The sequence below is a fragment of the Brucella pituitosa genome, from assembly GCF_003049685.1.
Classification (GTDB): Bacteria; Pseudomonadota; Alphaproteobacteria; order Rhizobiales; family Rhizobiaceae; genus Brucella; species Brucella pituitosa.
Map to the genome: position 1 here is coordinate 1,455,508 of NZ_PYSY02000002.1, position 23,384 is coordinate 1,478,891.

Below are 23,384 nucleotides of genomic sequence, written 5' to 3' on the forward strand. Positions count from 1 at the left end.
TGCGTACTTATGGTAAATTTACAACCTCTGGGTCTTTGTTATCCATGATTATCACCTCTGACACTGGTTTTCCGTCCCCGCCAGCAATCGTGTAGGTTAATGGGACATCGCAAATCCGAAACTCTGCGAAAACCTCGCGCACTTCAACGCGATCATTCAATGACACGACGAATCGGCCCTTGATTGAACTAAGCTTTGCTGCGATCCGCATAAAATCGGAACGCGAGAAGACGTTCTTTCCATAATCGGTCTCGCAACCGAGATAGGGTGGATCGAGATAGAACAAGGTGCCGGCATTATCGTAGCGATCAATGAACGCCTCCCATGGAAGCCGCTCAATCACAACACCGGAAAGCCGTTCGTGAACTTCTTCGAGAATTGGACCAAGACGGTTGATATTGAATCTGGCGGGGCCAGTGGTATCAACACCAAAGCTTCGACCTTTGACCTTACCCCCGAAGGCCAGACGCTGAAGATAAAGAAACCGCGCTGCGCGTTCCAGATCGGTCAAGGTATCTGGATCAGACGAAGACAGCCGCTCAAATTCCTTGCGGGATGTAATCTGAAACTTCATTGTTTCCATAAATTGCAGGTAGTGGCGCTGGAGAATCCTAAAAAGAGTGACGACATCACCAGTGATATCGTTAATAGCTTCCGCCTTTGGAATCAGATTTCGGCGAAAGAAGACGCCACCCATCCCGACAAATGGTTCCGCATAAAGCGTATGGGGAATTTGCTCAATAACTGAGGCGAGCCGCTGTGCTAGAGCAAATCCTGTTCAATCTGGGTCATATCCAGCGGCCTTGAAGTAGTTGGCGCATTCTGCCGCCGTGAAGCGAGGTATCAATGCGCCGACCGCATCCCATAGGGCATCGATCTTCCGCTCGGCTCGACCCCGCAGCATGGCTTTCAGCTTCGAGAATGCGTTCTCGATCGGATTGAAGTCTGGGCTATAGGGCGGAAGGAACATGAGCTTGGCGCCGGCACGCTCGATGGCATCGCGTACGCCGGCTGTCTTGTGTGCGGGCAGATTATCCATAATGACCACGTCGCCGATCTCCAGCGTCGGCACCAGCACCTGTTCGACATAAGCAAGGAAGACGTTGCCGTTCATCGCGCCATCGTAGACGAATGGTGCGGTCATTCCGCTGATGCGCAAAGCACCGGTGAAAGTCGTTGTCTTCCAATGGCCGTGCGGCACGCCGGCGCGGCAACGCTCACCTCGCAATGCACGCCCGCGCAGGCGTGACATCTTGGTCGAAAGGCCGGTTTCGTCGATGAAGATCAGCTTCTTTGGATCGAGGTCCAATTGACCATCGAACCAGGCACGCCGGCGCTTCAGGACATCCGGTCGGTCTTGCTCCAGTGCGTGTGCGGTCTTTTTTTAAACGTCCACCCGCGGCCTCGCAGCCAGGCACCAAGTGCGCTGCGACTGATCTTCACCTGCCGCTCCGCGAACAAGCGCTCAACCATCTCATCGAGCGTCACATCCTTACGATCGGCGATCAACGCGACAACGAATTTCTCGTGGGCATCCACGACCGATGGTCGTCGCCAGCCTTGCGGCCGAGGTGTTAACTCGCCCTCTTTCGCTCTCGCGATCCAACGGATCGCTGTCGAAATTCCAACGCCGAAACGAGCTGCAGCCTGTCGGGCCGACATGCCCGACGCAGATGCCTTCAATACCCGTATTCGCAGATCATCGCTCAGGGCTTGTCCCATCATCCACCTCTCCGTTGTGGATGTTGAATCAGCTTCGACCGGCGCCGTCACCTCACAATCGATTCATCGATCGCAGCACATGCTCTAGTTGTTTTTTGCCACCGATATAGCTTGCTGGTGGTGAAACTGGGCGAACCGTTGTGAATGAAAAACCTTCTTGCATTTTTGTTAACCTGTTGAGGCCAGTATGCCCGCGCCCACAAGGGTCGGGGTGTGGCATTTGACCTACCGTCATGCCGGGCGGGTTCGGACGCCAATCTTGAACCGCCGCTTTTCGGTGTTTGTCCACCGATAGCCACCCCGTAAAGGGCGGATTTCCACAACCGCAGAATGCGGATTGACTCTTTTTCAAAATGAGAACATTTTGGGAACATTTGTTTGAAGAGGTATATAAAGAGATCCATGGCAATCAAGTTTACAAGCTCACCCGACCGTCAACCGGAACCCAAAGCGGGGAAAGGGAAAGCTTCTAAAAAGAAATCTGCTAACTCGTCGAAAGAGAATGCAGAGCTTGATCTCAACACCGAGGGAAAGTGAATTGAATGGCAGCTGCTCGACTAATCGTGGTTGCGGCTTTTGATAAAAACGATGACGGTGAACTGATTCCAGCATTTGACCCTATAGCCTTTGAAACAGAAGGCCGTGCGATGAAGTCAGCGCTTGCGCTGGAAGGCAAACATGCAGGGGGCGTAGCATGGAGCAGAGAAGCCGATCCAGACATTGGCGAATATGGACCTCCAGCCATTATTTTCCAATATGGCGAAATTCCCGATATGGAATGAGCCGGATACTCAAACGACAAAAGCCCCGCCTAAGCGGGGCTTTTGTTATTTCTTGTCCTGAGCAAGCACAGCGAGAACCTGATCTAGGCGTGTATTCGTACCCCTTGACGCCTCTCGCGTTTCGTCGCGAAGCTCCCTCACACTGTCCCGCAATTGCTTCACATGATCATCCAGATCAACGCGCCTGACATATTCGTCTCGGACGCGGTTCACGCGTTCATGCAGTTGATTGTCGCCATCCCTTATTGAAGATGACAGAGAACGAAATGTGGCAATGAGAGCGACAGTAAATGTTCCTCCTAACCCTGTAGCAAGTCCGATCAGCCACTTGATATCATCTCCCATTACCTCACACCTCCGCCAGCCCATCATAAAAATCAGCACATCGATCTGTGCGCGCATTCTGTCGATCAAGCGCCTGCCGTTCCCGCTTGAGAACCGATCGAACTTCCGCCCCATCGATTAGCGGCGCATGGTCTTCTTTCTTGCGGCAGTCATCCGGATATGTAGGCAATTGCCGTTCTGCCTGCGCCCGTCCCACTTGTTCAGCCGATTCCTGCAAAAGCTTGTTACTTGCGCAGGAACTCAATGTCATCGCGGTCAAGCAGACAAACCCGCCCCGCATCAGCAAGCCGCTTTTCATAGCCGGCAATCTCCTGTTCTGATTTTTCAACTTGTGCGGCTTCAGCTGCACGAGCGTTGCGCAACTGCACCTGATAGGCTTCGATAACGAGGCCATTGGCGCGCCTGATTAATTTGAGCTGAGCGAGTTCAGCCTTTAACGCGAGTGCCTGAAACTCAGGCACCATCCCTTTCTTCGCCTGCCCCTCAAATGCGGCTCCGATGTAAGGAATGTCCTTCAACACCGGGACGCCGTTGTAATAAATCGATGCAAGCACGATTCCGATTGCAACACCTGCCATCACCTTGATGACGTCGAGGATATGGCTCATTTCAGACCCGCCAGACAAAGTTCAAGCTCGCCGATGCGTTGCGCATCGCCCAGCTCGCGACGCTTGCGCAGCCCTTCCACGACTTTGCCGCCAGCCCGGTTGAATGCTGTCATGGCGTTGCACGCCATACGCCATTGCTTTTCAGTCATGCGCCTTGCGGCGGTCGATTTGCAGGCAGCGCCAGTGCCGATGTTGTATGAGAGATCGAGCATCGACGCTTGCACGCTGATAGGAGCCTGATCAAAGGTCCGGATACATTTGCGAAGCGGCTGTCGAAAATCTGTTTCAAGCCGCTTGATCAGCATTTCCTGACACTGTTTGTCGGTGTAGCTGTCGCCCTTCTTGACGCCCTTGGTTTCCCCCAGGCACACTGTCCATACCTTGCCGAGCTTGTCGTAATAGGCATGGTTTTCCATCCCCTCCCACGGAGCAGTTAGATATGTTGCGGTCAATGCAACCAGACCAAGGGTGGACGCCAAAGCTGCCTTTGCACGTTTACTCATCGCGAAAAACCTTCTGTGATTTGATGCGCATGACAAAGGCCAACACCGTCACGAAGAAGGTGAGAGCTGCAAATGCGCCTGTTGGGATGGGGAAAGCGTCACCCAGATAGGGCAACACGACTTCAAGGCCGGACAAAATTGCAGCGGCCAGCAGCAGACGGATGCTCCACGCATAGCGAAGCACCCGCCTCCAATCGGAGACAAGTTTCATGATTGCTTCCGGTATTAAAAAGCCACCCAGGAGGGCGGCACAGTGATTACGGTTTCAGGGGGTAATAGAAGGCCTAGTACTCTCCGAGATCGCGCTGGGGGGTATCGCCGCTACTACTGCTGCTCTTCTTTTGTTTTTTTCGGGTGTCTTTCCCGGCAGTCCCACCGGGTTGTTTCACTTCCAAAGAAGTCGTGCTGCCACCGCTACGATCTGCCTTGTGGCGGACTGAGGCGATTCTATATTCACCGTCGACGCCAGCACGCGCGCCAGAAAGGATAAAACTGGCTTCGGCCTGCGCTTCCACAGTTAGGTCCAACTCAACACTTCCTTCACCGCCCTCGCGTTCGGCTTCCCGCTTGCGCGCATCGCCCACACTTTCGGCCTGGCTTTCATCGCTCACCGTCGCACGAACGATGTTGGCGGATTCCGGCAAATCGCGATCAAGATTGAACTCGATTTCCTTGGATTTGAATTCGGCTGCCTTGCGGTCGAAATAGCGAACTTTGGCTTTTGTGAATGATCTGCGACCTTTGAAGGGTGCAATATCCCATGAGATGACATTCTCTCCGACTATACCAGTGATGGTCGGTAACTTTGTTCCCGTAGTGGCTTTGCCTTCGCCGCGCTTGGCCATTATGGCCTGATTGCCCCGAACCTTAAAGGTCCCGCCAAACTCGTGAGCGAGCTTCTCTCCAAGGTGCAGAAAGCTTTCCCCATCCGCAGACCAATAGTCGCGACGAATGTTGCCAAAGTCCGGATCAAGCTTGATGGATGATATTCCGGCACGTTTGGCGGCATCATCCATAAATTCCTGCAAGGTTGCATCGTCCTTGTGAAACAAGAGAGGCTGCTTGATCTTGCCTCTGCTATCGAACCCTTTTGCTGTTACGCGCAGGATTCTGCCACCTCCACGCGAGCCAGAAGATCGGGCGCTATCCAGTGTGCCGTTGAACTTTGACACGCCATTCAAAAACACTTCGACGGAAGCGCCGTCTTTGGGCAACTCCACCTGCCCATTCGTATCATCGAATGTCAGGGAGCATGTATCAGATGCGCTGCCATCCTTGTCCGTAATCTCGATATCGATGAGATACGGACGCATTGCACTGGTCATGTCCTTGCCATCGACAACAACTTTCCAGGTGACTTTCCACTGGCTACCCATGGATTACCTATTCAAAAAGGGAAACGACTTGGCGTGATTGGCCGGTTTCTTCAGGTGGAAGGTCAGGCAGTTGCACCAAAGTGCCCAAGGGAATGATCGCGCCGAGAGCGGCGAGATCAGTATTCAGGGCCAACGCCTCCTCAACAAGGATGCGCCCACGCACGCCATAGGCGCGCCATAACAGCAGGTCGAGGGTTATACCTTCGCCCTTGACGGTGATTGACTGCATAGCGTTGTCCTAAAATAGTCCGAAGAGCGAAAGCAGTCCGGTAATTACCTGTTGTCCAGACCCGACATCGGGCTGCACCTTCGTCATGACAATTGTGTGCTTGACGACAAATCCAACGCCTTCGCGGGTAAGACTGGTGTGGTTTTCTGAAATGCGGGTGATGGCAAACCATCCGAGCCGCGTGCCATCACCGCGTTGCAGCGGAAACTTGGTCCCGCTACGGCGCATTTCGTGGGCAATTTCCAGTTCTTCCAATCCGCCAATCTTGGTTGGTAAAAGCTGCCCGGAAAGTGTGATTTCGTCATCGCCTTCCCCGGTAAATTCCTTGCCGGGGAAGGCTCCCATAAGTGGCTTAGATGCGATATCAGCTGAAGCCGATCTTTGCATGTCATCGATACTGAAAGGTCTGGTATCGATAGCCAGCGTTCCAAGCATGTAAAGCATCAGGTCACCCCATATTCGAGATCGGCGTGAATGCCATCAGCCTCCATCCGGAAACGTCTTTGAAGTTCCGCTATGGCCTTCTGGATCAAAGATTCTTCACTCATGCCGGGTGCCGCGTGGATATGCAGCGCACCGATAGAAAGGCCACTTCCACCCCCACCCATGCGGGCATTGCCGCCGTTGGGAATAATGGTGCCGGTACGATTGGCAGTGAAAAGCTCAGGGCCTTTCTCGCCGACCAGATAGGTTCTTCCGCCAACAACGGAGCCACCTGCCGCTTTTGCCCCAGACAATTTAGGAATACCCTGCGCCCACGTTGGCGCATTAGGATTAGACGGTGCGCCTGAGCCCCCGGTAATCCACGGATTGGAAGATGCAGGGCCTGTATTGCCTATCAAGCTGTCGAAGGCTTGCTTGAGCTTCACAGCACCTTCGTAAGCGGATTTGAAACCGCCGACTATGCTACTGATACCGGAGGCGACTGCATTCACGCCTGCTGCAACCGAACCACCAATTGTCTCGCCCCACGAGCGCCACTCACCTGTAGAAGCCTGAAGTGGCCCAAGCAGCCCGGAGATGCTCTCCCATAGGCGCTTTGCCATATCTACAATAGGTTGGAGGATCGGTTGGACCGGAGCAAGCCCAGCCATAAATCCTTCACCGACACCTACCAGCAGTTCCTTGATGCCTTGCCAGTTGTTGTAAATCCACGTACCGGCCATAGCGATACCGACGACAATCGCTCCGATGCCAGTTCCGATCAAAGCGAATTTGAGAGCTCTCAGCGCTGTAGAAACATACCTAAGGGGATTAATTAATCCAATTAGCGAGCGCCCCATTATGGCAAGTGCAGTGCCATTCCCGGCAATTGAAGCTGCTGCAGCGTAGCCAATCATGGCGGTGCGGAGCGCCCGTAGGGATGCTGTGACAGGCGTGAAAACAAAAGCCAATCCAGCAAGCACCAGACGCAACGATCTCAATGCAATGATGCCACCCGTAATAATTCCCCCCTTCATCCAAAGCAGGCTGAATTGAGTGGCGATTGCAGCCACTCGAAGAGCGATCAGCGCTGCCGTCGTCGCAATGACAGCACGGGTAAGGGCGGGATGTGCCTCGGCAAATTCTGCCATGCGATTGACGATTGGCACGATCACATCACTGAGATCGTTTAAAGCTGGGAGGAGGGCCGAACCAATAGCAAGGCTGATATTCTCCATCGCGATGCGAAATCGCTTGCCAGCAATGGCACTCGTCTTGAGGCGTCGATCATAATCCTCCTGAACGACACCTTGCGCCTTCATTGCCTCTTCGCGAATCCGGCGATATTCCTGCATGTTCTGAATGAGTGGGCGTAAACCCTGCTGCACCTGAGCATCTTGGAAGAGGTCGCCGAGCTTACCTAGGTCTCCCTTCAAAGTGCGATTGGTGATTTCAGCGATTGCCTCAATTGGAGTGAGGCCTTTTTCTGCAGCCTTCTTCATCTCCCTTTCGAGATTAACGCCCATCTTGGCAAAAGATTTGCGGGTCAATGGTGCATTGATCTTCTGAAGGACGTTTGAGAGATTGGTCGCAGCAGATGCACTGTCGCCTGTGCCTTTCCGCACAATTTGCAATGCGGCGGATAGATCGGCAACTGCAGGTACACCCTTTTGACCAAGTGCCTGATAGCCCGCGCCAAGCGTGGGGAAATATTTGGCCATGTCTTTCAGTTCGAAAGCACCGGCTTTACCTGCCTGCGCCATGGCATCCAGAGCGTTCCCAAACTGGTTGGCCGGCACCTTCAGATTATCGAGTGCCGCATAACCAGCCTGTGACAAGTCGGCGATCTCGGCATTGTAAGCGGTTGCCGCTCGTCCAATATCAGGCAACAAGCCAAGCGCGTCTTCACGGCTCGCACCCATGCCAGCTAAAATGTCCATACCATCCGCCATGTCAGCAGCTGATTGAGTGGTATCGCTGGCGACCTTACGAATTTCCTTACCCAGTTGAGGCAACGCAGAAATTGGGGCTTCAATTTTTTGGGCGATATCTTCCAGTTTTGTTTCAAATTCTGCTGCAGCTTCCGCTGGGGCTTTAAGGGCACGATAGAGTCCGTATCCGACCGCAGTGGCTTCGACCATTCTTCCGCGCATCTCATCCAGACGCCGCGAATTATTGGCCTGTATATTCTGAAGGCGCGTCATGGCACCTTCAATAGCCCGCGACGGGCGCGAGAAACGGTCGAGTAACTCGATAACGAGTGACGATGTGACTACACCCATTGCGGCACCATCTTCTTATTTTTGTGGATTTTCAGACCGTACGACGCGGGCAAGACTGCTGGAGTAATCCAGCAGCTTGTCAACTTCCCACTCTTCTATCTGGTCAATCGGAGTATGCAGGTGGCGGGCTACAGCCGTCAGGATGTCTCGCCAAGCGACGGTTTTTTCTCCGTATCCATCTTGGCGTTCGCTGACTTTCCCATAAGGGGGGTTACCTTCTCGCCGATGGTTTCGATATCTTCGATGTCGAGTTCTTCGATCACTTCCACATCGACTTCAGCGAGGGCGGCAAAAACAAGAAACCCGGCTTTGGCCTTATTTTCTTCACCCTCAGCCACAAGCGTGTCTTTGGCCTTCATGCGACGGAAAGTCAGCTCTCTAATTTCCTGATCATTGTGAGTGATGGGATATTCCAGTGGGACGGTTACGGTCGTTACCTTGGCCATGATTATTCCTGACTATACAAAGGATGATTGCCTATGCGCCAAGCGCGCGACGAACGTCGGAAAAGATGTCCTTGCCGCCGGTGCGCAGAACTCGTTCCCAGAAATCGACGTAGAAAAGCTCTTCACCGTTGAGATGAAATTCGTAGTGTGTGACTTCTTTAAAGGCATGATTGCAGCCTACGAAATCTTCCGGGCTTCCTTCATCAGGCGTCCATTCAACGATGGCCCCTTCGATGATGGCGCGCGATGGCACAGTCTTACCCGTCTTCTTATCCTTGACGGCTCCCGCGAAAACCCACCGGCTCACCTCGCCAAGGTCACGGAATACGTCTGTGTCGAAGCCTTTGATTTCCATCGCCGGTTCCGGTGCCTCAATGCGGGGCAAGGCGAAATCGGCGCTCATGATACCGCCGCCTGGATTGTGGTTGGCGGTAAAGAATTTGAGCGGGGGGATCGTGAGTTTGGAAATGGTATTGGCACGGGATGTGCCGGCTTCTTCGGCACGGCGTGCGTCGACGGCCACCATCATATACAGCGTTTGCATGATAGTTCCCTTCAAGAATGGAATGATTGAGTGTCAGGCGGTAGCGTTCAGCCGTGCGATGATTTCAGCGACAAGGCCTTCAACCGCAGGTCGGTAGCGGCGCACTTCATGGTTGGCGACCTTGAAGGCTGGGGCAGGTTCAATGCCAATGTTCACTGTGAGGTGACCGAGGCGAATTTGCTCAGGGCTGTTTTTGTCGGCGATAAATTTCACCTCGAAGCCCAGAATGTCGTCATCAACCTTATGGTCTCGCAACATGAACTTCTGCGAATTCAGCCATGCTTCCGCCGTGTCGGCTGTGATTTTCGGGCCAAGGAATTGGCGGGTAATCTGCGCCAACTTGACCGTCAGGTAATCTGCACCGCGCACCTGATGGATTTGCTTCCAAAGTTCACCAGTATCGGTGTTGTCAGTGCCGATGAAAACGAAACCACCGTCAGCAATTGCACCGTCAACGCCGGTTTCCCCTCGCGCAACAATCGAAACATTGCCCTCTAGCATCTGCTGGCCTTCAGTCGAGCCGTCAAAGAGCGAGAAATTAATGTTGCGAGAAAGACCCGCCAGCCCTTGAATTGGCCGGTTTGCAATAGGGTCGAATGGCTTTCCCCCATGCTGGTTGTCAACAGATGCAAACAGACCTGCAACGCGCGGACCCATTGGCCGAGTGACAATGTTGGTTCCCTCGTAAACCCGCGCTGCCACACCAATCGGCATAAGGCGCTGTGAGTTCATCGTCTCGCGGGCCGATACCGCAAGTGCTGCTGATGTGTCATCAACGTCGACGGGGGCGATGGCGAGAAGCCGCTCACAGGCGGAAGGCAGGGCCGCGACAACAGGATTGACCGTATCGGCGTCCAGACGCCATGCCGTTCGACCAGCCCAGATAATGCGAGGTGTTGAGTTTACTGCAGAAGGAATTTCAGAAACGCTACCCAGACATTCTGCGATTGCGGCAGACGTGGCCGCAACGTCAGCGCCTTCCTTGATACGAAAGATTGTCACGTCAGCACCGGAGTTCAGCCCGGTAAGCTGTGCATTGATGCCCTTTACAGCGTCGGCAAGATAGCCTGCACCAAGCGCCTCAACAGCATCTCTATTGCTTGTTGAAATGCGAATGGGCGTATCGACTGGATATTCAGTAGCCGACGCATCGTCCGATGTTTCAATGAGCAGTATTTTCGAAAAATCTGCGCCGAGTACGGGCAACGGCTCATCATTAGGCCGAGTGAAAGTCATGCCGAAAGTCGGTGTCGACATCGGGTTAGCTCCTTTGAATTTTAAGGTAGGCCTCGCCACAGGCTGATTTCGGCAAGAAAAAGCCCAGCGCGATGGCTGGGCTTGGAGACAAAAAAACCGCCCGAAGGCGGTTGTTGTTTAGAGTTTGTAGGCTTCTCGCCAGAAGTCGTCTTTTTGCTCGACAGACCAGCCTAGCGAGAGGCGAACTGTCTCGCTTAATGGATGCAGGCAATTGAAGTTCTGTGCGCCGATAATGAACATTTGCGCTTCGTATTGGTCATTATCGGTTGGAAGCTGGTCAATAATCGCTTGCAGGGGCGCGGGGATCGTACCGCTTTGGAGGGCCGCAAGTGATTCCTGTCGTGTGATGATTTCAAGCACCGCGAGATACTGGAAGAACTGGCGGCGGCTGATTTCGTCGGGAACCGGCTCCGGTTGCGGTTCCGGCTCCTGATAATCGAAGATCGGTCCATATTTGCCGAGATCGGCATCCGCCCAAATCTGACGACCAACTTCCGTATCATAATTTGCATGAATACAAATCGGGATCACGCCGAGGTCAGATGTTTTGACCGTACCGCCGAGCAGAGTGTGATCAGGGTCCAGCCATTTGAGGGCCAAAACGTCGATGACTTTCATTTAACCGATCCTTTTGACTAGCCCGGCGGCGCCTTGAGTTATCGGACCGGAAACCGCGCGCCAAGTTCCATAGTTAATTTGCCCCCCAGATGAACCAGCCACCGTATTAGAATAATACAACGCGGCTCCGTTGCGATCCGCGCCAATTCCAATGGTTTCGTTTCCGGTAGGACGAGCCAAGGTGTAGCCACCTACGGGAATATTCTCGGCGAGCAAATACTCTTGGGTTCGCCAGTAGGCGCGGTCGTTAATGTAATTTTGGACATCGCCTAGCGTCCAGCCGTTACTTCCCAGCCTATCCGCATAACCCGCGCCGTTCGCCCAGTTGACGTTGAAGTTTGCGGGGTTCCAGACATACATTTGCCCGCCATCGTTTCCGCCCCAAAGCCAAGACGGTTGCCCTGTCTGACCATTCCAATTGAATGTCATTTTGCCGCCATCGGCACGACGCGGAAAGGCAAACGCTCCCAAGAGGGTATTGCTTGAGTTCAAGTAATCGAACAACCAGACGCCGCCGGTTCCCCAACGCGTTCCCTTGATATTGCCGTCTGTCGCAATTTGAGCGCCCCCGGCTTCGATGCCCGCCGATGAACGAAAAACGCCGTCATACCCGAAAGAGAAAAATTTCGTGTTATTCCCGGTCGCGTCGTCAACGTGGATATTGAAGCCCAGTTCGGTATCGTTGGGGGCGTAAAGCGCCGCCATTCGCGTGCCGTCCGCGCGCAAAAACCGAATAACCTTATTCACAGAGTTTTGCAGTTGAAGCGCCCCGGACAACGTTCCGCCTACGAGGGGCAGATAATTCATCGCGGGCAATTGCCCTACGGGCACCTTACCGCCACCATCAAGCGAGGCCACGCCATCGGCCTTGCCTTTGTCGACAATGCCGAGCGCGTCAAGGTTCGAACGTCCCTGCGTTTTCTGCGCGAGCGAGAACGACTGTGCGGCATCAACACGGATGCGAAGTGCAAGCGCATTGCTGACGGTTGTTGCAAACTGCGGATCATTACCGAGCGCTTCGGCAAGTTCCTTAAGTGTGTCGAGTGCCGCGCCGGAACCGTTGACTAGATCGCTTACGGCTTGCTGAATGGCGGCGGCAACTTCTGTTGCCGTCATTCCGTCTGTAATGCCATACCCGCCAAGAGTGGTAGGTCTTTCCAGCAAGTCCACAAACTTATGCTTATGCGTCGAAAGCGCCGTTTCAGCAGACTTGAGCTTGGCATCTATCGCGATGAGAGAGGTCGCAATTTTTGCGACCTCCTCCATCTGGTTGCCTCTAGGCGACGGCAAAGGCCAATCATAATTTGCCGTGTTAGCCATCTATCACACCTTTGAAAGTAACATGCGAACGGCCGAGATTTCCGGCCGCGCCGCAGGCGTGCCGGTAATCGTGATCAGCGTTCGCGCGTCGAGGTTTGCCGCCGGATAGGCGGATCGGATGAAAGTTTGCTCGACAAGGCCGTCGCCGAGTTGGGTGGCACTGGAGACCGGGATATTCGGATAATCATCCGGCATTCCGATTTGAACCGTTGCCGATGATCCCGCAGGCAATCGCGCATCCAGAGTTACGAGAACGCGGTTTGTATCTGCGGCATCTATTGCGCGAGTTGCATAGTTCGCGGTCGGCTGTAGTTCGCCCTCGATAATCTGGATATCGGGGAACAAAAACGGCGTTACGCGTTCCGTGCCACGCAAGATCGCCTCGACTTGAATATCCTCGTTCTGGATATACTCGTCGAACCGGATCGTTTGCGAAGGCGCTGTCGTGATGGTTTCGCCACTCGGTCGGCGCAGTCTGATAGACACATCGACCGAAGGATCGGGGTATTCAACACCGGCGCGAATAATCACGTCGGACATTTTATTCGCTTTGAATGTGCCGATAGGGATAACCCTTTCAACGGGATCAAAGCGACAGCCGATCATTTCAAACCAAAGGTCCGCTTCATTGTGAACCGTCCATGTCGAAGCGTTCGACGAGGACAGGAGCACGCCGACGGTAAAAGGCTGCTCGGAAATAACCGCCTGCGTATCGAGATCGATCTTGCCAATCTCGGCAACGAACAAGGAATGTTCGGCATCGTCTGTCAGGGCTACGAAAGCAAACTCCCGACCGCCTTGCAGGAAGACAGGGAAATTGAAACGAGCCGTAAAGACTTCTCCTTCCACCAAATCGGTGCCGGGGACAAACGCTTCGGCCAGAACCGTTTGCGTTGGCATTCCGACTTCAACCGTCCGAAGCTGTACAGCAATCGAATTGCTTCGAGAGCCGATCTTTGCGCACATCAAGCGGATGCTCGACAAGCACCACGATTGAGCGAGCGTGAACGTCTGTGCAAGCGGATCGTGACCGCCACCGCCGTCGCTTCCTTCTCTACGAACGATGGGGGTCGAGTTGTTCGCAGCAACATTCGTTACGTTGGTGACGTTCGTCACATTGTTGATAACGGTGTTGTTAACGACCGGCTGCGGCATCGTTTCGGTCGTCGTTTCGAGTGACGACGTTAAACGGTATTCCTCGACCGTGATCGAGCCGCGCCCGACATAGGTGCAACCCGCTTCCGTGCCGACCGAACCTTCGAAATAGATCGACTTGGAACCAGCCGGGATATTCGGCGGTGTTGTAAAGTGCCCTGTTATGACGCCGTCTTCATCGGCAGGGCCGGACACTATCGGAGTGACTTCAACGCCATCGAACTCGACCACCATCAAAGTTTCACCTTCGATGAAGCCTTCCAGCCGGAAATTAACGTCGCGCTGCCGGATGAATTCAGCATTGACGACGCGCTCGCTGACTTTCTCGACCTTTTGTTCAAGCGAGATACCGCTGATGAACTCGCCTTCATTGGCCTCGAAAGCCTGTGTTTCCGGTGAAGTCCAAACCGTCTGTTTGTCTGTCCAAACGTCCGTTGACGGCTCAATGCTTGCGCGCCCTGGCATCGGGGTAAACGTCTGATATGGATTGATCTTCATTGCCTTGCTTCGCCGTGGCTGGCGAATGACTGCAACTTCGGAAAACTCCAGATGACGGATACCCACAAAGGCTGGGAACTCATGCAGACGGGCATAAATCGGCAACGTCATTTTGCCGCCGAATACCGCTGCCGTCTGCGCTATGCCCTGATCACGCATCGCATCATTGCGAAGCGGATCGACGAACAGCCCGCGCTTTGCACCGACGTCTCGCGCAGACACGTCATTCTTTAGACGTTCCTGCGCGACGAGATCGTATAAATCGAGCAACATCGTGCGAATGTCCTGAATTTCGCTATAGGGCACGTTGCGAACGCCGGTGCTTTCAACGAATGGCTTTTGTCCCCATTCGTTCGATATGCGTGCAAGCTCGATCATGCTGTCCGATACAATCGGAGGGCGCGGACGCGACACGGCAGATGTGCCGGTCACGTAGACCATTGATCCGGTCGTATCCATGCAAACGGCATCAATACGCGGGAGCTTGTAGGCATAATCGATCAGAACGTTCGTATCCTTGGCCGCCCCCGTCACTTTGACAGTGTCGCGCGTAACCTCGTCGGGCTGGATATTCTCGTTGTACCGATACTTGACTGTATAGGTCGAACCGGGAGCGGGTTCCGCTCCGGAGGGCGACCAGTCGATTTGCCCTTGAGAAAGCAACCAGCTTGCAGGCGACGTGTAAACGGTGCTGTCCTGCTTGATTTCGAGGATCGCCGTTACCGAAGGATGCGCGAGAGGATCGACAGCGCCGGAGAACGGCCCATGCAGAACGCTTTCGGTGATTTCCTTTTCAACCGTGACGCGCCGGACGTTATCGATTGGCGCTTTCGATACCTTGAAAGTCTGTGTGCCGCCGGTCGCCTCGGTAAATGGATGCGGTTCGGCGTCGACATTGCGCAGGTCCGGCTTTTCCTCGACCTCGAATGGCAACGACTGACGTCGGCTGATGCGTCGACCGTTGACGTAAGCAGTTCCTTCGGAAACAGAGAAGCCCTGTTTTCCGTTGGCTTTCGGGCCGAGTGCTGTGATTAGAAAACCATCGTAAACGTAAGAGCCGTTGCTCTCGCGTGAATAGCCTTCAATTGCCTTGTAGATTTCCGAGAAGTCAACGTTCGTCGACGTCGTGAGAATAACGCCGTCGCGCACCTGATAAACGGAAACGAGAGGCTTCGGGTCGCCGTCCTGTGAGTGGCCCCACAGGACGGTTATCTCAACCCGGCTCGGACCTTCTTCCATGTAAGCTTCGGTGCCGGGGATCGAGCCTTTCAAATCCACGTCGACGACGTCGGTTATCAAGACTTCCATGCTCCGGACACCGATAGTTAGGTCGCCTTTATTAGGAAGAACAAAGGTTGCATCGGGCACGTCGTGGACGATGCCCTCAATATAGATCGGGCACGCTGGCAGACGGACGCGGATATGATTGTCGTCTTCGATTTCGACGACGGGGTCTTGCCCATCCATCACGCGACCATCTTGCAGGATATAATCAAAGCCCCTGCGCATATGGTCGATATTCATCGACTGCATTTCGTTCAAGTCGGCGGATTGAAGATAAATGCCCTTCATATCCCTGCCGACGTCTTGAAATGCGATCGCGTGACGGCGGAGAGAGCGATCGAACCTATCGCCGTAACCGGCGCGTTTAATGATGCTGCTCATGGCACCTCACATTGTCAGGATGAAAGTGAACGTCTGTCCGATTGAGCCGTCGCGAACGATCGGCGAAAACCGATCGACCTCGATCATCTTGCCAAGGTCCACAACGTCAGCGACAGGGATAAACATTTGACCGCCGGGGACGCTTTCGGCCAACTTGGTTCCGACAAACATGCCGGTTTCTCGCAACGTGTTGCTACTCGCGTCGTCGAGATCGAGTTGAAACCGCAGGAATACAAAGCCGGTTGGGTCGGCGCTTTGCGAAAACTTTGCGCCGTCAGCCATGACAATGTCGCCGTCAGGGTCCGGCACCACGAAATACTTATCCCGCGTACGCGTAACACCGACCGGGCTTTCCAGATTGGAAAGGACAGACCAAACAGCATCTTGCGCGGACTGCTCTTCGGGCGTTGTCGGGCGGGGCTGGTCGTCCCATTCTGGCAAACCTTCCCCGACCGCGAGAAAGAGCGTCATATCGTAAAGCGCTTTCGCCAATGCGACGCGCCCGTCTTGGGTAAAGACAGCCATTATTCTGATCCTGTTTGGACACGCGGCACCGGAGCGCCGAAAGGTTGATGAACAAACGGCGCATTCTGGAATGCGACCGTTGCGCGGTTGCGGTACTCGACCCGAACCGCAGCCAGTGAGGCAAATCGCGCTGAAAGCTGATTGGTCGGAATGTTCGCTCGAACAGTTCGAACCATTTCGACGTTCTGAATATCTTTGACGACGACGCGTCCGCCGGTCGGAACAACAATTTGCTTCCTGTGATTGACGCGGATCGAAACGACAGGCCCGCCGGGTTCCTTCCGGGTGCCCGACCAAGTGTTGAGGCCAGCGTCACCGTTGAGCCGATGCTCATTCAGGCGAAAAGCTCGCACGTCCCAACCGGCGGTCATTCTCGCGAATTCCGACCGGAGAGGTTTTGACGACATTACTAAGCGCGTCATAGGCCGGAGAAACTGCGTATTGCTCGGCTCAAACGGTAGGTGGATTTGAAACCACCACCACTTGCGCGCCGTTGCAGGAAACTCCTCAATATCACCATCGTGGTTTATCCAGCGCAGAGCCTTGTGCACCGCTGCTGGCGTGCCGATCAGCCGTTGCCACTGGATGCCCTCCCGAAGAGTGGACCGAAGATCGGGTAAAAAGTCGGCAATTTCATTAAGCCCATATTCTGCAATCAGATACGGCACGACTGAATCGGGGGGATTGAACTTGAATCCCCGCAGCGCCTCAACTCCCGGCAGAAGCACGGGAAGGTTATCCAGCGACTCAGAAAGTACTCTTTCCAAGGGTGTCGGCGCAGCATCGTCGCCGAGGAGATGCTGCCGATCCATCAATAATCCCGTCCTCTATAATTGAGTTTGATTGTGCCGAGCGAAATGGCCACACCGGGAGGTGCAATCTCGGATTTGGTGGGGGACAGAATATCGACACGCTTCACGCCGGAAACGTGAAGTCGTGATTCTATCCATGAGGGTTCGAGGTCAAATCCGATTTCGGATTCTATAAGCCATGCTTGGCGTAACACGTCAGGAAGTGCATCAAGAATACCAAAGGCAGCGTCAGGCAGCAGCCAGATATCGGCTTCTACATCAGTGCCAGTTGCTACGGCTGGTTCTATGATCAAGGTGTCATTCAGCAGCCGCACATGCTCGCTCATGACTTCGGCTGTTACCGCGTCAATCATGGCCTGATCTGGGATGCCGCCATTTTCGCGCGAAAGAACCGCTATATGGATGATGGGCCAGAATGCCTCGCGATAGACTTTTACACTGCGGATTCTGACATCGGCACGCCGTGCAGCGGCTTCATACCAATAGGCGCTACCACCCGGAGATCGGCCCTTAATTTCGATGATAAGACGCGACCGGAAAGCTTCGTCTGTTTCTCCGTCAAGTCTGTAAACATCATAAAACGCGCCGAGATGGTCGAGATCACTTCGCAAGGCAAAGGCAAGCAGATTGGCCTTGGCTGCATCATTGATCGCTGCGCGCAGCCCGACTTCACGATATGAATCTGCAAGGTGAACGGTCTTGAGGATATCCGTTTCCAGATGCCCGACATTGTAGTCGATACCTGCAGCAACGAAACGCTGGCGCAAATCGTCCATGCGCTCTGCAAGGATCGTTTCGTAATAGAATGTCTTGATAACTTCGGGCGGCGGCAGGCTGGAAAAATCGAAAGCGATTGTGCTCATATCGGTTTCACCACTACCTTTCCCGAAGATATCGAAAGTCCAAATGAAACGACCCGTTCAACAGTCGTATCCCCAAGATGTCCGCGCGGTCGAAAGTCAGCGAGAATTTGAAAACCTGCGCGTCCGGCCCTGATTTCGTCGACGCTGCCTGTCACAATGACACGCCGGACCTGAAACCTTGGCTCCCAGAGGTCTATCGCTGTTGCAATCAGAGACTGGAAAGCGGCGAACAGGTTAGGCGTCATCTTGCGACCAAGTAATTCGACGACGCCGGCACCAAACTCGCGGCGCATAATCAAAGAGCCGATGCGCCTCATTAGTATCACTTCAACACCCTGATACGCAGATTCCAGATTACCGATCGGCAATCCTGTGTGGCGACTAATTCCTACCATCTTGGCTGCCTTCGCCATCACTTGCGCGTGGCTTTGCGCCGGATGGCTCTATCCGCCCAAGATCGAGATCAAAGCGGGCCTCTGCATCAGATAGGTTTACTTTACGAGTTGCAGGCACACGTGCGCCGTTCACCCACTCAACGCCCGGACGGACGCGATAGGATTTCGTGGTCATTTCTCTACCCTTAATTTGATGGAGGGTCGGTGTCTTGCCTGCCGCGCTCTACGCCCCCATGAACATGGGTGTCGCCGATATCGACTTCGTTGTGTCGGACATGCCCACCCTTGAAGTCGACGTTGCCATTGACGACAAAATCACCATCGATAGTCACAACACCATCTTTGACAGTGGCAGTGATGCCGAATGCCTTGAACACATTGGCCAGTAAGTCACTGCTTGGCGGTTGGTTGCTGTCCGAAAATCCACCCCGGATAAGCAATCCTTGTCGTGGGTCGCCATTGGGATTGATCATTCCGACTGTCTGTCCCAAAGAAAGAGGCATCCAGGTACTGGAGTTTCCGCCCGATTCCGGGTGCGGATACCAAGGTGATAGAAACGGCTGGCCGTTTTCATCTTCTCCGAATTTGATACGATACCCTTTTTGGGCGTCAATAGCCGCAACAGGGCCGACTTTGAGAGATTTGCCGAAAGCGTTTTTCAGCATTTCTATGTCGATTTTCATGCCAAGAAGATCGCGGATCATTATGGCACCTCGAGTGTCGGTGAAATCCCCTCAAAACTTATCGTACTGCTCGACCATGCAGGCGTTTCACGGTTCACGTCCGAAGATAGTGGTCCCAAACCAAGCGCAAGTAATTCCTGCGCTGTCAGACCGTGAACCTGCTGCAACCGTTCCCACGGCTCACGTTCGCCAGTGATTATCGCTTCGATAAAGGTTGCCTTTTTCTGCAGGCTCTTATCGTTGCTGGCTTTTGCCATGGTGATAAACCGGGCAAACGGTGCGTCGGGATCTAGCGCTCGCTGCGGTTCGGGATCATCAATCAGGTCGACAGTAATTTTTGTCTGGTGCGCGGCAAGGCGTACACCTTCGCTGACATTCCCGATCCGCCCACGTTCAAGAGAGACGGTTCGGTAGATGAAGCTTAGAAAAATCTGTCCCCAATCATTGTTAGGGTCAGTCAAAGCCTGCGCGATTTCCCGCGAAATCAGATCAAGAGTAAATTCAAAATTGCCATCTGTGTCCGGGATACCTATTTCGGGCATCTCAGCCGTCCCATCTTGGGGGCTGGTAACGAGCATCTTGGCAGTAACCCCTGTTTCAAACAAAAGTTCTGTTCGGCCATTTAATAGCAAAGCACGAAGTTCGTTGTCTCCGACTTGTGCTTTACCTGCATCAGTATAAACGGCAATAAAATAACTGTCGGATTCGATACCGATCTTTCCGGTTCCATCGTTGTCGATGATACCTATTTCGCTATCAAGAACATTATTCTGCGCGCGAGTTCGGCCTTTGAGAGCTTCGACGCCGGCAGCACGTAACGCGATACGGGCAAGGCTCATAATCAGACATTCCCTGTTTTCCCGGCTGTAAATTCACCGAGAGCGGCATAAAGGCGACGATGAGAACGCGGGTCTACAAACTGCACTTCGAAGAATGGAGTATCGGGCCGAGCGATAGCACACACACGATAACCCTTATGCAGTTCGATATCCGGATATCTTGAGCGGTCAATTGCGATTGCCGCCTTGCCAGCGGCAAGTTTGATATTCCAATCGCTATTGTTCCCACCATCGGGCTGTAAAGATGTGCGATCCTCGGTACGGAGAACGGCCTCAATTTCAAACGGAAACTGGCCTGAGATTGTTTGGCCGTGCTTAAGTGGAAAAATGCGAAGCGACTCTGCGAATTCCGCATCTACCGCTTCATAGAGTGCAGCCCGGTGTTCATCAAAACGTGAAGAATTCATTTTGACTTTCCGTCACCATCGATTTTCAGCGTTTCCTGCTGCTGGACTGGTGGCTTCGTTGTTTCGGCCAATTGTTCGGTGAGCGTTGCAACGTTCTTGCGTTCCGCTTCCAGTTCCTTGCCAAGTTTCTCGCGTTCGTCGGCAAGTAACTTGTTGGCGTCCTTCAGGTCTCCCTGCAGCGAGCCAATCTCGCCAGATAGCTTGACCTTGTCCGATTCCAGCGCGGAAATCTTCTTGTCGGCTTCATCCAGATCGGCAGTCAGCTTTTCGTTCTCGGAGGCGAGCTGGGTGATTTGCTCATTGAACGCTTCCAACGCTTCCGCATCCGCACGCGTGGTTTTGGCATCCTTTGCCGCCGATTCGGCGTCTGCCTTCTTCCGCTTCTCTGCCTCGACAAAATCATAGGCGATGCGGTCGGAAATCAGATGGTCTCCATAAACCTTCGGCACCTCGATAGGCTCATGGGGGAGAACGGAGATATTCTTGTCCTCGTCCAGAACCCGTGCGGGAATAATACCGCCGTGCGGGAACGCAACGACAATAGTCGATTTCTTTGACATAGAGGGTTCCTCATGAACACTTCGGCCCGCTTCAATTGGCGCGGGCCTGTGTAAATTGTGCTGGTTAGAGGGTGATCTTGCGCAGAGCGCCGGGCTTGGTGCACAGCGAGATCGGATTCGATTGCACTTCGATATCGACACCTTTGTCGTTGCGCATTGGAATCTGTTTCATGTAGCGCGGCAGACCCTTGGTATTGACCGTCTCCATGTAATCAGCCGGAGCAAAACGAGTGATAAAGAGGCCAGGCGCTCCAATTGGAGTAACGCGACCCTCGTCATGGTCGATATAAGCTGCCTTATTATTGGCTGTCGCACGCGAACCCGTTTTGTAACGCTCGAAAACGAATTTGCCGATTGTGAACTTGTCGGGGATCGCTTCGCGAAGCTGCCCAGCACCATTGGTAGCGAGGAAAGTTTCTCTAACGCGCTTATGCCCCCAAAGCTTGAGGTGGAGATTGCGCCCGGTCCAAACATGAAAATGGTCATAGAAGCCGTCAAGGTCATCTTCGATGGACCAAGCAACTTCCTTTTCCAAAATCTCATCGACCTTGGCGGCGTCGTTATTCAAATCAAGCGACACTGGAGCCGGGACGGCTATGCCGAACCGGTTATAAAGATTGTGCAGCACGCGTCCCGATTTTGAGGTCACGATGCCCTTGATCGCACCGACACGCTGATGTTCAAGCGTCATGTCGAGGTCGAGCAAGTGCCTGTCGACTTTACTCATGACGCGATCAGTTACCTGTTCGACGTCGCTTTCAGTACCGAACGCGCGGACGTTTTGAACTTCGTCTGCTTTAACAGAGTCGTTCCGCTCGTAATGGTCCACATTAAACGGGATCAGATTGCGGTCCTCGCCGGTAGCAGTTTCACCCGGTCCGCCGCGTTCAGTCGGTTCAACAAGGCTTAGCGAGCCGTCGCGTTCCTCGACCGAAACAATCGTTGTGGTGACGCCATCTTCTTCGAACATACCGGAAGCGCCGATCTGACCGGGGCGGTAAGGTTGATTGTTGACGGTTGCGGTCAGCGTCTGCACCGAAAACGCGTCATCGTTGAAAATATCAAGTCCTGGCATGTGGGAATCTCCTTAGCGGGCCTTGATATGAACGGCGCGCAACTGTTCGAGTTTTGCCGCCTGCTTGGCAGCGTCGTTGACTGAAGCGTCGAACACCAGCAGCGAAGTTTTCACCTCGGCGTGCACATTGATGATGACGGCTTCTTCATCGTTGTCGGTGGCGTCAACGGCATAGCAAAGGATAGCCTTTGCTGTTTCAGCCCCTTCCTTCCCAGCAACTTCGGCGGCGGGAGAGGGGATGAAGCTGCCCTTCGTGGCAGTCAGCTCACCGAGAACGGTGCCGGGCTTCAGCTTGCCAGTGCCAGCCGGGATTTTCGCGACATCGCGCGAGATATGACCGTCGCCTTCATGCAGAATGAATTCGAGCGGGCGCGGACCCATAACCTTGTTTTCCATGGGTGGATTCTCCTACTTGGCCGCTTGACGGCGGGAGGCGTAAATCTCGCCGGTGTTGATCTTGGCAGTCGGCGTTCCCTGCTTGCGCGGAGGCTGCGGTTGCGACTGGCCCGAAGCCAACATGCGACGCTGCTCATAATCCTGAGCCGGGTCAGGTTCGGGCTGGCCTCCGGCTTCCGCCTTTGGAGCGACCGTCAATGCCGTGATGGCATCTTCTGCTGACATGGTGGTGTCGTAGGCAAAATGGCCTGCAAGCTGTTCACGCCCCGCTGCTTCGGGGCTGGTCATGATCGCCTTGATCCGCTCCTTGGTTGCCTTCTCGGCATTGGCGGTTGCAGTGGCGATATCGGCGGGTGCTGGGCCCGCCTGTGGCTTTTCAGTCATATCGTCTTCCTCCTGACTGGTTGGCGCGCCGGCGGGTGCAGACGCGGTCATCTCACGGTCGAGTGACCATGAATTCGTCTTTGCCATTCGCTTCAGACGGGCTGGAGCGTTGGCATAAATGCGGTAATCAAAAGCGGAATACGCGACAGCTTTGAGCTTCTCTGTCTCTGTCGCAAAGCCTCGGGCGACAGCCTCCTCGCCTGTAAGCCAGATTTCCTTGCGCATATCGGCGCGGATGGTTTCTGTATCCTCACCCGTGCGCTCGGCGTAAATGTCCGCCATCAGGTCGCCCAGCTTGTTGAGAAAGCCTACGGCGGCTTCGTGGTCATCGGCGTTGCCGTAAGTGACCGAGGCCGGATCGTGGATCATCATCATAGAGCCGGTTCGCATAATGCGTTCTTCGCCGGCCATGGCGATGACGGACGCAGCCGAACCGGCGAAGGCATCGACAACGACAGTGACCTTGCCTTTATGTCCGACGAGTGCGTTGTAGATAGCTACACCGTCATAGACGTAACCGCCTGCCGAATTGATGCGGACGGTGATGTCAGTGTCGCGTCCAACTTCGGCAAGTGCCGCGAGGACATCCTGCGCCGTAAAGCCTTCATCCCAAAAGTTATCGCCGACGAACCCGTAGAGCACGAGTTCGCCGTCTTGAAGAACGGGCATTGT

30 protein-coding genes are annotated in these 23,384 nt (G+C 54.1%); 1 reads left to right on the top strand and 29 read right to left on the bottom strand.

The genetic code is table 11. The features are described 5' to 3' along the window. Positions 1–7: 7 nt before the first annotated feature. Positions 8–742, bottom strand: a complete 735-nt coding sequence (locus tag C9380_RS19060; protein ID WP_282183927.1) for a DNA adenine methylase — start codon at positions 740–742, stop codon at positions 8–10. A gap of 36 nt (positions 743–778) precedes the next feature. Further along, positions 779–1,722 (bottom strand): IS630 family transposase gene (locus tag C9380_RS19065; protein WP_210249762.1). Its coding sequence is split into 2 segments (ribosomal slippage): positions 779–1,386 and positions 1,386–1,722, totalling 945 coding nucleotides; the frame shifts between segments, so codons are not numbered across the junction. Positions 1,723–2,264: 542 nt separating this feature from the next. On the opposite strand from C9380_RS19065, the gene C9380_RS19075 reads away from it, so the two are divergent. Then, a complete protein-coding gene (locus tag C9380_RS19075) occupies positions 2,265–2,504 on the top strand; it encodes a hypothetical protein (RefSeq protein ID WP_128094292.1) in 240 nt (79 codons plus the stop codon). A 45-nt stretch (positions 2,505–2,549) separates the two neighbouring features. Here the strand turns inward: C9380_RS19075 and C9380_RS19080 are convergent, their stop codons facing one another. The 27 genes from C9380_RS19080 to C9380_RS19210 all read right to left on the bottom strand — a co-directional run bounded on the left by C9380_RS19080 (position 2,550) and on the right by C9380_RS19210 (position 23,381). Next, entirely contained in the window at positions 2,550–2,849 is a 300-nt protein-coding gene (locus C9380_RS19080) for a hypothetical protein (RefSeq protein WP_128094293.1), read from the bottom strand. A gap of 4 nt (positions 2,850–2,853) precedes the next feature. Beyond that, the gene (locus tag C9380_RS19085) at positions 2,854–3,099 is read right to left on the bottom strand and encodes a hypothetical protein (RefSeq protein WP_353954644.1); all 246 of its coding nucleotides are present in this window, start codon (positions 3,097–3,099) and stop codon (positions 2,854–2,856) included. Continuing rightward, positions 3,074–3,457, bottom strand: a complete 384-nt coding sequence (locus tag C9380_RS19090; RefSeq protein ID WP_128094294.1) for a hypothetical protein — start codon at positions 3,455–3,457, stop codon at positions 3,074–3,076. Before C9380_RS19090 ends, C9380_RS19085 begins: the two co-directional genes overlap by 26 nt. Then, complete coding sequence (locus C9380_RS19095; protein ID WP_095447009.1) at positions 3,454–3,960, bottom strand: lysozyme; 507 nt, start codon at positions 3,958–3,960, stop codon at positions 3,454–3,456. The genes C9380_RS19090 and C9380_RS19095 overlap by 4 nt, the downstream gene beginning before the upstream one ends. Further along, on the bottom strand, positions 3,953–4,171 hold the full coding sequence (locus C9380_RS19100) for a DUF7940 domain-containing protein (RefSeq protein ID WP_128094295.1): 219 nt from the start codon (positions 4,169–4,171) through the stop codon (positions 3,953–3,955). Before C9380_RS19100 ends, C9380_RS19095 begins: the two co-directional genes overlap by 8 nt. Before the next feature lie 73 nt (positions 4,172–4,244). Then, complete coding sequence (locus tag C9380_RS19105; RefSeq protein ID WP_128094296.1) at positions 4,245–5,336, bottom strand: phage late control D family protein; 1,092 nt, start codon at positions 5,334–5,336, stop codon at positions 4,245–4,247. Between the two features lie 7 nt (positions 5,337–5,343). Continuing rightward, positions 5,344–5,565 (bottom strand): tail protein X, encoded by a 222-nt coding sequence (locus C9380_RS19110; protein WP_111786610.1) that lies wholly within the window; start codon positions 5,563–5,565, stop codon positions 5,344–5,346. 9 nt (positions 5,566–5,574) lie between these two features. Then, positions 5,575–6,009, bottom strand: a complete 435-nt coding sequence (locus tag C9380_RS19115; protein WP_128094297.1) for a phage tail protein — start codon at positions 6,007–6,009, stop codon at positions 5,575–5,577. Continuing rightward, positions 6,009–8,270: a phage tail tape measure protein gene (locus C9380_RS19120; protein ID WP_247877583.1), complete on the bottom strand. Its 2,262-nt coding sequence runs from the start codon at positions 8,268–8,270 to the stop codon at positions 6,009–6,011. The genes C9380_RS19115 and C9380_RS19120 overlap by 1 nt, the downstream gene beginning before the upstream one ends. A 137-nt stretch (positions 8,271–8,407) precedes the next feature. Continuing rightward, positions 8,408–8,716, bottom strand: coding sequence for a phage tail assembly protein (locus C9380_RS19125; RefSeq protein WP_128094298.1), 309 nt, complete (start codon positions 8,714–8,716; stop codon positions 8,408–8,410). Between the two features lie 31 nt (positions 8,717–8,747). Further along, positions 8,748–9,260: a phage major tail tube protein gene (locus C9380_RS19130; protein WP_128094299.1), complete on the bottom strand. Its 513-nt coding sequence runs from the start codon at positions 9,258–9,260 to the stop codon at positions 8,748–8,750. Between the two features lie 33 nt (positions 9,261–9,293). After that, on the bottom strand, positions 9,294–10,517 hold the full coding sequence (locus C9380_RS19135; RefSeq protein ID WP_128094300.1) for a phage tail sheath protein: 1,224 nt from the start codon (positions 10,515–10,517) through the stop codon (positions 9,294–9,296). 117 nt (positions 10,518–10,634) lie between these two features. Further along, a complete protein-coding gene (locus C9380_RS19140) occupies positions 10,635–11,135 on the bottom strand; it encodes a hypothetical protein (protein WP_128094301.1) in 501 nt (166 codons plus the stop codon). After that, entirely contained in the window at positions 11,136–12,455 is a 1,320-nt protein-coding gene (locus C9380_RS27575; protein ID WP_247877582.1) for a hypothetical protein, read from the bottom strand. 3 nt (positions 12,456–12,458) lie between these two features. Next, entirely contained in the window at positions 12,459–15,773 is a 3,315-nt protein-coding gene (locus C9380_RS19150; RefSeq protein ID WP_128094302.1) for a DUF4815 domain-containing protein, read from the bottom strand. 6 nt (positions 15,774–15,779) lie between these two features. Then, the gene (locus C9380_RS19155) at positions 15,780–16,298 is read right to left on the bottom strand and encodes a BW3TFN family phage tail fiber component (protein WP_128094303.1); all 519 of its coding nucleotides are present in this window, start codon (positions 16,296–16,298) and stop codon (positions 15,780–15,782) included. Next, complete coding sequence (locus C9380_RS19160) at positions 16,298–17,110, bottom strand: phage tail protein (RefSeq protein ID WP_247877581.1); 813 nt, start codon at positions 17,108–17,110, stop codon at positions 16,298–16,300. Before C9380_RS19160 ends, C9380_RS19155 begins: the two co-directional genes overlap by 1 nt. Continuing rightward, the gene (locus tag C9380_RS19165; protein WP_210249760.1) at positions 17,110–17,973 is read right to left on the bottom strand and encodes a baseplate J/gp47 family protein; all 864 of its coding nucleotides are present in this window, start codon (positions 17,971–17,973) and stop codon (positions 17,110–17,112) included. The genes C9380_RS19160 and C9380_RS19165 overlap by 1 nt, the downstream gene beginning before the upstream one ends. Beyond that, positions 17,970–18,368 carry a GPW/gp25 family protein gene (locus tag C9380_RS19170; RefSeq protein ID WP_128094305.1) on the bottom strand — a complete coding sequence of 133 codons (399 nt, stop codon included), beginning with the start codon at positions 18,366–18,368 and terminating at the stop codon, positions 17,970–17,972. Before C9380_RS19170 ends, C9380_RS19165 begins: the two co-directional genes overlap by 4 nt. Beyond that, positions 18,355–18,543 (bottom strand): hypothetical protein, encoded by a 189-nt coding sequence (locus C9380_RS19175; RefSeq protein WP_128094306.1) that lies wholly within the window; start codon positions 18,541–18,543, stop codon positions 18,355–18,357. Before C9380_RS19175 ends, C9380_RS19170 begins: the two co-directional genes overlap by 14 nt. A gap of 10 nt (positions 18,544–18,553) precedes the next feature. Beyond that, on the bottom strand, positions 18,554–19,072 hold the full coding sequence (locus tag C9380_RS19180) for a phage baseplate assembly protein V (RefSeq protein WP_128094307.1): 519 nt from the start codon (positions 19,070–19,072) through the stop codon (positions 18,554–18,556). Beyond that, positions 19,072–19,890 carry a hypothetical protein gene (locus tag C9380_RS19185; protein WP_128094308.1) on the bottom strand — a complete coding sequence of 273 codons (819 nt, stop codon included), beginning with the start codon at positions 19,888–19,890 and terminating at the stop codon, positions 19,072–19,074. Before C9380_RS19185 ends, C9380_RS19180 begins: the two co-directional genes overlap by 1 nt. Before the next feature lie 2 nt (positions 19,891–19,892). Further along, complete coding sequence (locus tag C9380_RS19190) at positions 19,893–20,297, bottom strand: hypothetical protein (protein WP_128094309.1); 405 nt, start codon at positions 20,295–20,297, stop codon at positions 19,893–19,895. Then, a complete protein-coding gene (locus tag C9380_RS19195; RefSeq protein ID WP_128094310.1) occupies positions 20,294–20,857 on the bottom strand; it encodes a hypothetical protein in 564 nt (187 codons plus the stop codon). The genes C9380_RS19190 and C9380_RS19195 overlap by 4 nt, the downstream gene beginning before the upstream one ends. A 64-nt stretch (positions 20,858–20,921) precedes the next feature. Beyond that, a complete protein-coding gene (locus tag C9380_RS19200; protein ID WP_128094311.1) occupies positions 20,922–21,932 on the bottom strand; it encodes a major capsid protein in 1,011 nt (336 codons plus the stop codon). Between the two features lie 12 nt (positions 21,933–21,944). Continuing rightward, complete coding sequence (locus C9380_RS19205) at positions 21,945–22,328, bottom strand: head decoration protein (RefSeq protein ID WP_128094312.1); 384 nt, start codon at positions 22,326–22,328, stop codon at positions 21,945–21,947. A gap of 12 nt (positions 22,329–22,340) precedes the next feature. After that, complete coding sequence (locus tag C9380_RS19210; protein WP_128094313.1) at positions 22,341–23,381, bottom strand: head maturation protease, ClpP-related; 1,041 nt, start codon at positions 23,379–23,381, stop codon at positions 22,341–22,343. Between the last annotated feature and the right edge of the window lie 3 nt (positions 23,382–23,384).